General features: G+C 63.4%; 11 protein-coding genes. 10 read left to right on the top strand and 1 reads right to left on the bottom strand.

Features of this window, described 5'->3' with window-relative positions; all coding sequences use genetic code 11:
* The 8 genes from ABRP30_RS16410 to ABRP30_RS16375 all read left to right on the top strand — a co-directional run bounded on the left by ABRP30_RS16410 (position 1) and on the right by ABRP30_RS16375 (position 10,648).
* Positions 1-942 carry a DUF58 domain-containing protein gene (locus ABRP30_RS16410; protein WP_267816771.1) on the top strand — a complete coding sequence of 314 codons (942 nt, stop codon included), beginning with the start codon at positions 1-3 and terminating at the stop codon, positions 940-942.
* Positions 939-1,448, top strand: a complete 510-nt coding sequence (locus ABRP30_RS16405; RefSeq protein WP_349974866.1) for a DUF4381 domain-containing protein — start codon at positions 939-941, stop codon at positions 1,446-1,448. The genes ABRP30_RS16410 and ABRP30_RS16405 overlap by 4 nt, the downstream gene beginning before the upstream one ends.
* A complete protein-coding gene (locus ABRP30_RS16400; protein ID WP_349974865.1) occupies positions 1,435-2,427 on the top strand; it encodes a VWA domain-containing protein in 993 nt (330 codons plus the stop codon). The genes ABRP30_RS16405 and ABRP30_RS16400 overlap by 14 nt, the downstream gene beginning before the upstream one ends.
* A complete protein-coding gene (locus tag ABRP30_RS16395) occupies positions 2,428-4,023 on the top strand; it encodes a VWA domain-containing protein (protein ID WP_267816765.1) in 1,596 nt (531 codons plus the stop codon).
* Entirely contained in the window at positions 4,023-5,327 is a 1,305-nt protein-coding gene (locus ABRP30_RS16390; protein WP_267816764.1) for a hypothetical protein, read from the top strand. The genes ABRP30_RS16395 and ABRP30_RS16390 overlap by 1 nt, the downstream gene beginning before the upstream one ends.
* Before the next feature lie 43 nt (positions 5,328-5,370).
* Complete coding sequence (locus ABRP30_RS16385; protein WP_267816762.1) at positions 5,371-6,372, top strand: HAD family phosphatase; 1,002 nt, start codon at positions 5,371-5,373, stop codon at positions 6,370-6,372.
* A gap of 98 nt (positions 6,373-6,470) precedes the next feature.
* A complete protein-coding gene (locus ABRP30_RS16380) occupies positions 6,471-8,036 on the top strand; it encodes an arylsulfatase (protein WP_267816760.1) in 1,566 nt (521 codons plus the stop codon).
* Between the two features lie 83 nt (positions 8,037-8,119).
* A complete protein-coding gene (locus tag ABRP30_RS16375) occupies positions 8,120-10,648 on the top strand; it encodes a fused MFS/spermidine synthase (protein ID WP_349974864.1) in 2,529 nt (842 codons plus the stop codon).
* A 38-nt stretch (positions 10,649-10,686) separates the two neighbouring features.
* On the opposite strand, the gene ABRP30_RS16370 is transcribed toward ABRP30_RS16375, so the two are convergent.
* Positions 10,687-11,559 (bottom strand): DMT family transporter, encoded by an 873-nt coding sequence (locus ABRP30_RS16370; protein WP_267816756.1) that lies wholly within the window; start codon positions 11,557-11,559, stop codon positions 10,687-10,689.
* Between the two features lie 121 nt (positions 11,560-11,680).
* On the opposite strand from ABRP30_RS16370, the gene ABRP30_RS16365 reads away from it, so the two are divergent.
* Together ABRP30_RS16365 and ABRP30_RS16360 are read left to right on the top strand one after the other, a co-directional pair.
* Positions 11,681-13,063, top strand: coding sequence for a PLP-dependent aminotransferase family protein (locus tag ABRP30_RS16365; protein WP_349974863.1), 1,383 nt, complete (start codon positions 11,681-11,683; stop codon positions 13,061-13,063).
* Between the two features lie 105 nt (positions 13,064-13,168).
* Positions 13,169-13,684, top strand: coding sequence for a ProQ/FinO family protein (locus ABRP30_RS16360; protein WP_349974862.1), 516 nt, complete (start codon positions 13,169-13,171; stop codon positions 13,682-13,684).
* Positions 13,685-13,753: the final 69 nt, after the last annotated feature.

Here is a 13,753-nt window from a genome sequence, read left to right as displayed (position 1 = left end):
ATGCAACCGACCCAGGATGGTTTCGTCTACGCCTCGCTCAGCCAGCTGATGGCGTTCGAATACCGCGTGCGCGGCTTGAGCTTCCTGGCGCGTCAGCCGCTGGCAAGCATCCTGGCGGGCAATCACGCCTCACGCCTGCGTGGCCGCGGCTTGAGCTTCGACGAGCTGCGCCGTTACATACCTGGCGATGATCTGCGCCACCTCGACTGGCGCGCATCGTTACGCTACGGCAAGCCGTTCGTGCGCACCTTCACCGAAGAGCGCGACCGGCCGACACTGCTGCTGGTCGATCAACGCATGAATATGTATTTCGGCTCCCGGCGCAGTTTCAAGTCAGTCACCGCTGCCGAGCTTGCCGCATTGTCGGCATGGATAGCCCTGCAGGCCGGTGATCGGGTGGGCGGGCTGGTATTCGATGATCAGCAAGTGGTGCACATCAGGCCGCTGCGCAGCCGCGCACGGGTGCAGGCCCTGTGCGCGGCAGTGGTGCGCAGCAACAACCGCCTTAGCGCGTCAGGCCCGGACAGCGAGCAAGAGGGGCAACTCGACACTGCGCTGCGCAACGTCATCGGCCTGGCCGGGCATGATGCGCTGGTCTGCATCATCAGTGACTTTGCCGGGGTGACGGAGCAGACCTTGAAGCTGTTGCGGCAACTGGGCGCGCACAATGACGTGATCGCCATGCAGGTGTATGACCCTATCGCGCTGGATGTCCCCGACAAGGGGCGTTTGAGCGTGACCCAGGGCGAGATGCAGATCGACCTTGAAATCGGGCGGCGCCAGGTGCACCGGCCGCTGGGCGATTTTCTCTCCGGGCGCCTTGAGCAAGTGGCGCAGTTGCTGCGCCGCAGCCAGATACCGCTGATGATGATCAGTACCGGCGATGAGGTGTTGGGCCAGGTGCAGCGTGAACTGGGGCGGCTTGGGGGCAGTGGCCGATGAGCGCCCGGCCGTCGCCTGCCGCCATCGACCAGCTCAAGGAGCTGCCGTTGCCGGTGCCTCCGTTCAGTTATGCCCCGCAAACCTGGGGCTGGGCGGTATTGCTTGCTGTAGTGGTGGTGGTAGGGCTCGCGTATGCCGTGTATGCCTGGCGGCGCTGGCAGCGTGATCGTTATCGACGTGAGGCGTTGCAGCGGCTCGACGCCCTTGTTGCGGCGCAGGCCCATCCCGAGCAGCGTTTGCCAGCGCTGCGTGAATTACCGGCGTTGCTCAAGCGGGTAGCGCTTTCCATGCCTGACGCGCCAGCGGTGCGCGGCCTGTCAGGCCAGCAATGGCAGGTGTTTTTGCAGCAGCGGGCACGCTTTACCTTGCCTGAGCAGTTCGCCGCGCAACTGCACACGCTGGCTTATGCGCCAGACCTGCAGGTGCAGGCAATCGGCGAGCCTGAGCTGCGCACCTTGGTGAACACCTGCAGGCGCTGGATCGAGGCTCACCATGTGGCAGTTTGATTACCTGTGGGTGTTCTTGTTGCTGCCCTTGCCCTGGCTGGCCTACCGCTTCATGCGCCCCTATCACGAGGCGCGCAGCGCACTGCGGGTGCCTTTTTTCTTCGCCATGAGCCGTGCGGTGAACCAGCTCCCCGGCACCACGCCACCCTCGGGTGGGCGCTGGCAAGTGCTTTTGAACCTGCTGGTATGGGGCCTTCTGCTGGCCGCCTGCGCGCGGCCCGTACTGGTGGAAAAGGCCATCGAGCGTGAGCAGCCCATCCGCGACATGCTGCTGGCGATCGATATTTCTCAGTCCATGCAGGCCAAGGACTTTACCGACGCCAATGGCCAGCAAGTGGACAGGTTGAGCGCGGTGAAAGCGGTGGTGCGCGACTTCATCGCCCAGCGCAAGCAAGACCGCATCGGCTTGATCGTATTCGGCACCGGCGCCTACCCACAGTCGCCCCTGACCCTCGATCATGCCAGTCTCTCGCTGCTGCTCGATGAAGTCGGGGTGGGCATGGCCGGGCCGAACACCGCCATAGGCGATGCCATTGGCCTTGCCATCAAGCTGCTGGATCAGGCCATGGAGCAGGAAAAGGTGATGGTGCTACTGAGTGACGGCAATGACACCGGCAGTGCGATCACACCCGCACACGCGGCAGGCTTGGCCAGCGAGCGGAACATCGTGGTACATACCATTGGGATCGGCGACCCCCAGGCCAGCGGTGAAGACAAGGTCGATCTGCAAGCGCTGGAGGGCATCGCACGCACTACCGGTGGCAGGTTCTTTCGCGCCGACGACCGGAGCGCGCTGGCCCAGGTGTATGCCACGCTGGACCGGATCACCCCGCACAGCGTGAAGACCTTCAGCCACCAGCCCAAGCGTGACCTGTTCTGGTGGCCACTGGGGGCGGCCTTGCTGTTGCTGGCCTTGGGGCATAGCCTGGCAGCCGTGGCCGGCCCGTTGCGGGCACGGCCTGCGCAGGGGAGGCCATGAATGGACATCGACCTTAGTGCCTTGCACCTGCTGCGCCCCTATTGGTTGTTACTGTGGCTACCGGCCGCGCTGCTGCCCTGGGCCTGGCAGCGGCGCAATGACCTGAAGCGGCAGTTGCACGGCGTGATCGCTCCACACCTGGTCGAGCATCTGCTCATCACCCCCGAGGAGCAAGCGCGGTTACGGCCCGTTCACCTGCTGGCAGCACTGCTCGGCCTGGGTGCCCTGGCCGCCGCGGGGCCGACCTGGCAGCGCGACATCCCCGCGTTCGTCGACAACCGTGCGCCGCTGATCCTGGCGCTGGACCTGTCGCCGTCGATGGATGCCGACGACGTACCCCCATCCCGCCTGCAAGCCGCCAAACATACCTTGCACGACCTGGTGATGCGCCGCGCAGGGGCACGCACAGCGCTCATCGCGTATGCCGGCAGCGCGCACCTGGTGCTGCCCGCCACCGAAGACCCACAGTTGCTCGACACCTTCTTGCAAGCACTGACCACCGATTTGATCGCGCAACCTGGCAAGGATGTAGCAGGGGTGATCGACGTGGCGAAACGCTTGCTGGCAGCCGAGCAGGTGCCCGGTACGCTGGTGCTGCTGACCGATGGCGCCGATGCCGGGCAATTGTCGGCACTGACGGGCGCGCTCAAAGGCAGCGACCTGCAGGTGATGGTCCTGGCCGTGGGCAGCCAAGACAGCGGGGTTGTGCATGACGCCCAGGGCCGTACCCGGGTCGATGCCGAAGGGCGCCCGCTGCAGGCGGACTTCGACCAGCAGGGCTTGAGGCAGTTGGCCGACGCCGTCAACGGCCCGCTGGGCAGCCTGACCCTGAGCGACGATGACCTGGACTGGATCGAACTGCATGCGCAGCAGCATTTTCAGGCAGCCCAAGGCGACCCGCAGCAGGTGCACTGGAAGGACGCCGGCTACTGGCTGTGCTGGCCGCTGGCGCTGCTTGCGCTGCTGTGCCTGCGCCGTGGCTGGAAGGTGCACTGGATGGCCACCGTGCTGGTGGCGGTAGTGTTGGGCACGCAGCCGCAAAGCGCGCGGGCCGGGCCTGTCGCGGATGCCTTCTTCACCCCTGACCAGCAGGGCCGCTGGGCCTTCGAGCATGGCCATTACCCGCAGGCCGCAGCGCATTTCAACGACCCTTACTGGAAAGGCCTGGCTGCCTACACCGCCGCCGACTATGACGTTGCCTTGGCCAGCCTCGGCAAGCTCGACACCGCCCAGGCTTTTTTCTACCGGGGCAATATCTACGTGCGCCAGTTCAAGTTTCCCCAGGCGGTTCAGGCCTACCAACAGGCTTTGCAGCGCCAGCCTGCGTTCCCCGAGGCCAGTGCCAACCTGGCACTGGCGCAGGCGCTGCTCAAAGACTATGAAGACCAGCAAAAGGCAGGCACACCCGACGAGAAGGCCGACAAGGTGGTGGAGGACCAGACGCCTTCCAAAGGCGCCCGGCAAAAGCAGCAGCAAACGCCGCAGGCCGCTTCGGACCAGGTCTGGCTGAATAACCTGACGACGTCGCCGGCGCAGTTCCTCAGGCGCAAGTTCCTGCTTCAGGATGCCTCACGACACACAGCGGAGGGCAGCTGATGAAACGCATGCTGTTGCTGCTAGGGCTCTACCTGCCATTGCTCGCGGTCGCGGCACCCGAGGCTCGTGTGCAGGCGCGCCTGCTGCCGGCCGGCGACACGGTGGTAGGCGCGACGCTCGAGTTGCAGGTCGATCTGCTGGTAGACACCTGGTTCACCCAGCCGGCCGTGCTGCCGGTGATCGAGTTGCCGGGTGCTACGGTGAGCGCACCCAGCGGAGAAGCGCAGCATCTGAACGAACGGCTCGACGGCAAGGCCTTCTTCGGCCTGCGCTATACCTATCAGATCACCCCGCAAACGGCCCAGGCCTTCACCCTTCCTGCGCAAACCTTTCAGGTGTTCCCCGGCCAGTCGGATGCGCCGGTCACACTGGCCAGCGCGCCGCTTTCATTCGTCGCCAAGGCACTCGCCGGTGATGCGACCGTGCACCGCCTGGTGGCACGCAAGGTCAGCCTTGAGCAACAAACGCAGCTGTCGCATTCACCGCTGCGTGCAGGGGACAGCATTACCCGTCGGGTGGTGACGCGAGCCGAAGGTGCGCAGGCGATGCTCATACCACCGCCACCGCTGATCGAGATCGAAGGCCTCAAACGCTATGTGCAAACCCCTCGTGTTGCGCCGCTAAGCGATGGGCGAGGGGGCTCGACCGGCGGCCAGCGCGAGGACAGTGTGAGCTATGTGGTATCGGCCGCCGGACGTTACCAGCTGCCCGCGATCGAACTGCAGTGGTGGGATGCGGCGACGGGTGAGGCCAGGCAAGCAACGTTGCCCCCGATCGACGTCACCGCCATCGAGGGTGGTTACAAAGCGCCGTTTTCCATCGACCAGGACCTGCGCGCGCTCGGCCGTCAGGCACAGTTGCGCCTGCCTGGCCACTGGTTGTGGGCTGCAGGCTTGCTGCTGCTTGGCGGGGCGCTGATTTACGTTGCACGGCCGTGGCTATGGGCGGTGTGGCGGCATTTGCAAAGCTGGCAAGCAGCGCGGCGTATGGCGCGGTTGCACTCTGCTGAGCATGCCTGGCGGCAGGCGCGTGCTCAACTTGCGCAAGACCCGCCGCAGCTCGACGGGCTGTACCTGTGGATTCGCAGGGCTACCGGGCAACGCACAGTGTCAGCATTTTCCTCAGCTTTGCCGCCCCAATTGCGAATACGTCTACTAGACTGGCTCCAGAACCGCTACGGCAATGGCCGTGAAGTACGCCAGAGCGCGCCGTCACTGAGCCCGATCCTACCAGCCTTGCGGCGAGCGGCAGTGAGCGGGCGGCAGGTCAGCCACCCTGAAGGCTTGAAACCACTCAACCCATGAGTCTTTGCCTGAAGTGATAGGCAGCACTGAGAAGGGATACTTCATGCTCGTTCTACACCGTGCGCGCTGGTGGTTGGCCTTGTTGCTCGTGTTGCCTCTGGCGGTGCAGGCGGCCAATGCGCTGCCTTCCTGGCGGGATGGCCCCTCACGGCAAGCCATCGAAGCGTTCGTGGGCGCTGTGACCACCGAAGGCAGTGAAGACTATGTGCCCGAGGCCGAGCGCATTGCCGTCTTCGACAATGACGGCACGCTATGGAGCGAGCAGCCGCTGTATTTTGAGGTGTTGTTTGCCCTTGATGAGGTCAAGAGGCTCGCACCGCAACACCCGGAATGGACCAGCCAGCAGCCGTTCAAGGCCGTTCTGGAGGGCGACCAGAAGGCTTTGAGTGACAGCGGCATGGACGGCATGCTCAAGATCGTCGCCGCCACTCATGCCGGGGTCAGCACCGAGGCGTTTATCGCCAATACCCAGCGTTGGCTGGCAACGGCCGTACACCCTCGCACCCACAGGCCGTACACCGAGATGGTCTTCCAGCCCATGCTCGAACTTTTGCAGTACCTGCGGGCCAACGGTTTCAGGACCTACATCGTCTCGGGCGGTGAGGTGGCATTCATGCGTGCATTCGCAGAGGAAGTCTACGGGGTGCCGCCAGAGCAGGTGATCGGCACCACGCTGGAGGCTCGCTTCATCGATGACAACGGCACACTGTCGATCGAACGTCTGCCCAAGTTGCTGCACAACGACGATGGCCCAGGCAAGCCGGTGAGCATCGATGCCCATATCGGCCGTCGCCCGATCTTCGCCTTTGGCAACTCCGACGGCGACTTGCAAATGCTGCAATGGACCATGGCTGGCGACGGCAAGCGCTTTGCCGGCCTGGTCCATCACACCGACGCGACACGCGAATGGGCCTATGACCGCGACAGCAAGGTCGGGCGCTTGGACAAGGCGCTGGATGCCGCCAAGGGTGCGAACTGGACCGTGGTCGATATGGCCCGTGAGTGGCAGCGCATCTACCCATTCGAAAGCAACCAGGCTCAATGAAAGAGAACCGCAGGGCACAGGGAACCAGCCAAGCAGTAGGTCGATCGTGCACGTAGTCGTGGCCAACGCCAGCAGACGTGATACGGAGAAACCGCCCCATGAAGTCCAGCAGAAGATGGATAACCTCATTCGCGCTAGCCGCTACTGCAGCGGTGAGCGTGTGCACGGCAACCGCCGCGGAAAAGCCCAATATCCTGGTGATATTCGGCGATGACATCGGCCAGACCAACATCAGCGCCTATGGCAAGGGCGTGGTCGGCTATCAGACGCCCAACATCGACCGCATCGGCCAGGAAGGCATGCTGTTCACTGACTATTACGCCGAGAACAGCTGCACCGCTGGGCGTTCTTCCTTCATCACCGGGCAGACACCGCTGCGCACCGGCTTGTCCAAGGTCGGCATGCCGGGTGTGCCCGTGGGTTTGCAGGCGCGCGATGTCACCATTGCCCAGGCGCTCAAGGCGCAGGGCTATGCCACCGGCCAGTTCGGCAAGAACCATTTGGGCGACCGGGATGAATACCTGCCGACCAATCATGGCTTCGACGAGTTTTTCGGCAACCTGTATCACCTGAACGCCGAGGAAGAGCCGGAGCGTGAACTGTGGCCCAAGGATGACGAGGCATTCGTCAAGGCTACCTCGCCGCGGGGTGTGATCAAGTCGAGCGCCGATGGCAAGATCGAGGATACCGGTGCGTTGACCAAGTCGCGCATGGAGACCATCGACGACGAGACCACCCAGGCGGCAATCAACTTCATCGACAAGCAAGCCAAAGCTGACAAGCCGTTCTTCGTGTGGATGAACACCACCCGTATGCACCTTTATACCCACGTGCGCGAGTCGATGCGCGGGCAGAGCGGTATGCAGGGCAATGAGTATGCAGATGGCATGGTGGAGCACGACGGTGACGTGGGCAAACTGCTCAAGACCCTCGATGATCTGAAGATCGCCGACAACACCATCGTGGTTTACACCACCGACAACGGCCCTAACCAGTTCTCCTGGCCTGATGCCGCGACCACACCGTTCCGCAACGAGAAGAACTCCAACTGGGAAGGCGCCTACCGCGTGCCGGCGATGATCCGTTGGCCTGGCAAGGTCAAGCCGGGCACGGTGTCCACCCAGATGTTCTCGGGGCTGGACTGGTTCCCGACACTGCTGGCCGCAGCCGGTGACACGGGCATCAAGGACCGCTTGCTCAAGGGCGCCGATGTGGGTGGCAAGAACTTCAAGGTGCATCTGGACGGTTACAACCAGCTGGACTACCTGACCGGCAAAGCAGACAAGAGCGCACGTAGCGAATTCTATTACTTCAACGATGACGGTGAACTGGTGTCGATGCGCTTCGGCGACTGGAAGCTGGTGTTCTGCGAACAGCGCGCCCCCGGTGGTTTCGCGGTTTGGAGCGAACCGTTCACCTGCTTGCGGGTGCCCAAGATCTTCAACTTGCGTATGGACCCGTATGAGCGCGCCGATGTGGTCTCCAACCAGTACTACGATTGGGTGACCAAGAACGACTACCTGATCTTCCAGGGGACCCGCAAGGCTGCCGCCTTCCTGCAGACGTTCGTGGAATACCCGCCGAGCCAGCGTCCGGCCAGCTTCAGCATCGACCAGATTCGTGCTGACGTGGACAAGAAGATCGAAGAGAAGATGAAGCAGTAAACGCGATGCCCGCGCCCGCCGTTGGCGGGCGCATTCTTTCCTACCCAGTGCGGACAGACGTGTGGGTCCGCTAAGGCTTGTCGATGCCCGCAGTCGTGAACCTTCCCCGCGCTGACAGTTCCAGCACCACCGAAACGCAGGCACCGTTGCCATGGCTACTGCCTGCGGCGCTGCTGTTCGTTTCTGGCGGTGCAGCGCTGATCTATCAGGTGCTCTGGGTCAAGCAGTTGTCTCTGGTGGTTGGGGTTGAGGTGTATGCCATCACCGCGGGCATCAGCGCGTTTTTTGCCGGGCTGGCCATGGGGGGGCTGCTGTTCGGTCGCTGGGCTGACCGCTTGCGCCACCCGGTCAAGCTCTATGCGGGGCTGGAGTTGGCGGTGGCAGTGCTGGCGGTGGCCGCAACCCTGGGACTGGCGCAGAGTGCGGCACTGTTTGCCCGCCTGGAAGCGAGTGTCGGTTTGCTGGCCTGGCTGCTGCCATTGAGCCTGGTGGGGGTGCCGGCTTTTTTGATGGGCGGTACCTTGCCAGTACTGGTGCGAGCGCTGACCCCCACTGATGCACAGACGGGGGAGGCGGGCGGTCGGCTTTACGCCGCCAATACCGCTGGCGCGATCTGCGGCACCTTGCTGGCGGCATTCGTCTTGCTGCCGCAGCTTGGCGTCACCGGGGCCGCCTGCGTAGCGGGTGCGCTGAATCTGCTGGCCGCGCTGGGTGCCTGGTGCGGGCGCGGCAGGGATGAGCGGGCCTTGCCTGCTTGCGCTGCGGCCCCGCTGCCGCGCACGCCGCAGGCTCGCTTGGCCATTGCCCTGTATTGCCTGGCAGGTGGCGTGGCGCTCGGTTACGAAGTGGTGTGGACGCAATCGATCGTGCAGTTCATGAGTACCCGCGCGTTTGCCTTCTCCGTGGTGTTGGCCACCTACCTGACCGGGCTGGTCCTGGGCAGTGCGCTGTACGCCCGGCGCGCCGACCGCATCCGCGACCCTTGGGGGCTGTTCGGCCTGCTGATCGCGTGCGCCGGGCTGCTGGCGTTGTTGCAGATTGCCGGGCTCGGGCGCTGGCTGGTGGCCTGGCAGACCCTGCTGGAAAGCCATGTACTGCAACTGACCGGCAGCCAGTTGGCAGGGATGTGCGCGCGCTTCGCGGCTGCCGCGGTGTGTGTGGTGTTCATCCCGACCACCTTGCTCGGGGCGGCGTTTCCCCTGGCCCTGCGCCTGGCCGTGGACAGTGGCCAAGTGGGGCGGGACGTGGGCGCGGTGGTTGCCCTCAATACCCTGGGCGGCATCGTCGGTGTCATGCTCACGGGGTTTGTCCTGGTGCCTGGAATAGGGCTGGTGCGAACCTTGGTGGTGCTCGCCTGCGTGGCGGCGGCCATCGGCGCGGTAGCGACATGGCGCGGCCAGGCCGTGCACAAGGGCATGCGGGCAGCGGTCCTGCTGGTTGGCGGCGCGACCCTGGTTACCGGCGCGCTCACCCCACCAGAACGCTTGGCGCAGTTGTTACCAGGCGCGCGTAGTGGTGAGCTGGTGTTCTACCAGGAAGGCCGCGGCGGTACGGTAGCGGTGGTCCACCAGCAGCGTCAGGGGCAAGCGTTCAACCGCCTGTACATCCAGGGTGTGTCCAACACTGGGGATGCCATGCCGTCACTGCGCTACATGCGCCTGCAGGCGTTGTTGCCTTTGCTGATACATCGCGGCGAGCCGCGCTCGGCGCTGGTGATCGGCTTCGGCACCGGGATCACCGCCGGGGCAATGCTGCGCTATTCAGGGCTGGAGCATCCGGTGGTTGCCGAGCTGCTGCCGCAGGTGCTGGCAGCGGCGCCGCTGTTCTCTGGTAACTTCGGTGCGGTGAACGACCCGCGCCTTGACATCCGCCTGCGTGACGGGCGCCGTGAGCTTTTGCGTAACGCGCAACGCTACGACGTGATCACCCTGGAGCCGCCACCGCCTTCGGCGGCCGGGGTGGTGAACCTGTACTCGCGCGACTTCTACCAACTGGCAGCGTCGCGCCTGCAGGAGCATGGGCTGGTCGCCCAATGGCTACCGCTCCCCACTCAGAACGACGAGGACAGTCGCTCGCTGGTTCGCAGCTTTCTTGACGTGTTCCCGCATGCCTCGTTGTGGACCACCGAGTTTCACGAGATGCTCTTGATCGGCTCGGCAACGCCGATGGTGCTGGATGTACCGCGCATCCGCCAGCGCTTCGAGCAACCCCAGGTTTCGGCTGCTTTGGCCCAGGTGGGCGTGAGTTCGGTCGAGGCATTGCTGGCCACTTGGGTCACCGACAGGCAAGGGCTTGAGCGTTATGCCGGCGATGCACAGCCGGTTACCGACGATCGGCCCCGGATCGAGTATGCGCCGTGGGTACGGCCGCGCGAAATCACCCGCGTGCTGCCGGCATTGCTGGCGCTGCGGGTGGCGCCGCCCTTGGCGAATGCCGCCCCCTCGGTGCAAGCCGCGGTGAATGATGAGTGGGCGTTGCTGCGTCGTTTTTATGGGCTGTCATTGCTGGCTTACAACGGCAATCGCCAGGCCTGGATGCGCGAGGCGCGGGCCTTGGCACCGATCAGCGCACAGAACCCTTACATGCGCTGGTTTACCGGCGGCAACCGCTGAGCTGAACGCAGGGCGCGCGGCAAGCCCGCAGCGAAACGTCATGCGCTGGCGTATTTCTTGGCTCCGGCAACACAGAGGACCGCACCCAGCGTTACCACAAGCATCACCCAGCTGACGTGCTCGTGCAGAAGCAACGCAGCCAGCCCAAGCCCCATGAACGGCTGAACGAGTTGCAGTTGGCCCACGGCGGCGATGCCGCCCTGGACGAGCCCTTTGTACCAGAACACAAACCCGATCAGCATGCTGAACAGCGAAACGTAGGCGAAGCTGAACCAGGCGCCGGTGCTGACCCGGGCGAAGGCATCGGGCGCCGGGAAATTCGCGATCGTCAGCAGCAGCATGAACGGCAACGCTACCAGCAATGCCCAACTGATCACCTGCCACCCACCGAGCGTGCGCGACAGGCGCGCCCCTTCGGCATAGCCCAACCCACAGACCACCACCGCCGCCATCATCAGCAGGTCGCCCAGCGCCGACGCCTCGCCTCCATTCATCAACGCATAGCCAACGACCAGCCCGGCACCGATCAACGAGAACAACCAGAACAGTGGCCCAGGTCGTTCACCGCCCCGCAGCACGGCGAACCCTGCAGTACACAGCGGCAGCAGCCCGACAAAAACGATGGAATGAGCAGAAGTGACGTGCTGGAGGGCCAGCGCCGTCAGCAGCGGAAAACCGATAACGACGCCAAGCGCTGTGACAGCCAGTGACGACAGGTCACCACGCTGGGGCCGGGGCTGGCGTAGCACGATCAAGAACAGCGCACCCAACAGGGAGGCAATGGTTGCCCTGGCACATGTCAGGAACGTAGGTTCGAAGGCCGTCACAGCCACACGGGTCGCCGGCAAGGAGCCGGCAAATATGGCCACGCCGATGAAGCCGTTTATCCACCCGCTCGTTGTTTTGTCCATCCGTGAGTCCTCGATAAGTCAGGGCTCAGTACATCACTGACGGGTTCGCCGAGGCCATGTACACTCCACTACAATTCAACCGAACTGTTATGCAAGTGAATCCAGCACAGTTGAGGGTGCGATGAAACGTAACGGAACGCGGATCCGAGCTGTGATGGGGGAGGTCCAGGCCAAGATCGCCTCGCGAAGCTACACGCCAGGCGCGAGAATTCCTTCAGTTCGCGCAATGGCTCAGAGCATGCAGGTATCGGTTTCTACCGTTCTGGAGGCCTATGAACGGTTAAGCGCAGAGGGTGTGCTTAGCGCCCGCCCTGGCTCCGGTTTTTACGTGGCTGGGCCGGTTGCGCCATTGGCACTGACTGAGCTCGGCCCCAAGCTCGATCGTAATGTCGACCCGCTGTGGATCTCGCGCCAGTCTTTGGAAACCTCCGGCGATGCGTTGAAACCCGGGTGCGGTTGGCTACCCCCCTCCTGGCTGTACGAAGCCGGCATGCGTAAAGCGCTACGAATGGTCGCGCGTTCTGACACGTTGAAGCTGAGCGAATACGCTTCACCGCTTGGGTATCCGCCCCTCAGGCAATTCCTGTCGCGACGCCTGGCGGGCATCGGTGTAGAGGCCCCCCTGGAACAGATCATGCTCACGGAGTCCGGCACCCACGCCATCGACCTGGTTTGCCGTTTTCTGCTGGAACCGGGAGACACTGTGCTGGTGGACGACCCCTGTTATTTCAATTTTCACGCATTGCTCAAGGCACATAGGGTCAACATCGTCGGGGTGCCCTACACGGCAAGGGGCCCAGATATCGATGCGTTTGGCGCCGCGCTGCTCGCGCATGCTCCGCGGTTGTACATCACGAATTCCGGCATCCACAACCCGACCGGGGCCACCTTGTCGCCCGTCACAGCACACAGGCTGCTGAAGCTGGCCGACGCCTCCAACCTGGTCATCGTGGAGGACGACATTTTTGCTGATTTCGAGCATAGCCCGGCTCCACGACTGTCTGCCTTCGATGGCCTGGCTCGGGTGATCCAGATCGGTAGTTTTTCCAAGACCATTTCCGCGTCGATCAGGTGCGGCTATATCGCTTCGCGCAGGGAATGGATCGAGAGCCTGGTCGACCTCAAGATTGCCACCACATTCGGGGGCGGGCGCATGGCTGCGGACATCGTTCATCACGCGATTACCGATAGCGGGTACCGAAAGCACATGGAAGGCGTCCGCCTCAGGTTAGCCGAGGAAATGGACAAAACAGTCGCGAGGCTTCAGGCGATTGGGATCAAGCCTTGGCTGGTGCCCCAGGCAGGGATGTACGTGTGGTGCCAACTCCCTCAGGGCAAGGATGCAGCGACGCTGGCCAGGGTGTGCTTGAAGGAAGGCGTGGTGCTCGCGCCCGGCAATGCGTTCAGCCAGTCCATGAGTGCGAGTGATTACCTGCGTTTCAACGTCGCTCAATCTGGTGACAGCAAGCTCTACGAAGTGTTGAAACGGGCGCTGAATGCTTAGTCGCAGCACCCATTTGGCGGCGGTTTATCCTGTTCTAGCTGCGTTCAAGGCTAGCATGGCATATCCTTGCGTAACGCAATCAACCTCGAAGCAGTGAATTGAACGATGGGTTTTGAACAACTAGCTGAGCTACGTGACCGCCTCAGGTCGGAAAAAGAGCAGGTAAAAGGCGAGGGTGGTAAACACCCCAAGCGCAAGGCTTCCCCCCAGGCGAAGCCTCGCGACCTGGACCCTGCAGTGCAGGCGATCTGGCCGTTGCAGAAGCATTTTCCATTGGCCTTCCCGGTCAATCCGGCGCCCAAGGTGCCGCTCAAGGAGGGTATTTTCAAGGATGCCGAGCAGCACCTGGAATTGCTCGGCCTGACCCGCGAACAACTCAAGCTGGGCATTTCTACCTGGTGCCGCGGAGCGCGGTACTGGACAGCGATGGTGGAGAATGCACCGCGTCTTGACTTGAATGGTCAACCCTCTGGCACCGTGACCGCCGCTCAGGCGCTGCATGCCAAGCAACAGGCTTCGCGGCAACGCAGCCAGGGCCGACGCAACCGTGCGAAGGCCGCAGCGAGTGTCCCGGCCGCAACCGCCGATAGCACCGCGCAGCAGATTACCGACGTGAAGTGATTTGTGGCGCTGCCAGCTCTCTCGATGCCCGCGCAGTTCTTGAGGCATGCGCGGTAACGGTAGGAGCTG

The organism is Pseudomonas sp. WHRI 8519, assembly GCF_040224055.2.
Classification (GTDB): domain Bacteria; phylum Pseudomonadota; class Gammaproteobacteria; order Pseudomonadales; family Pseudomonadaceae; genus Aquipseudomonas; species Aquipseudomonas putida_X.
Note: the sequence above shows the minus strand (reverse complement) of the source record. Positions and strands in the feature narration are given on the sequence as shown.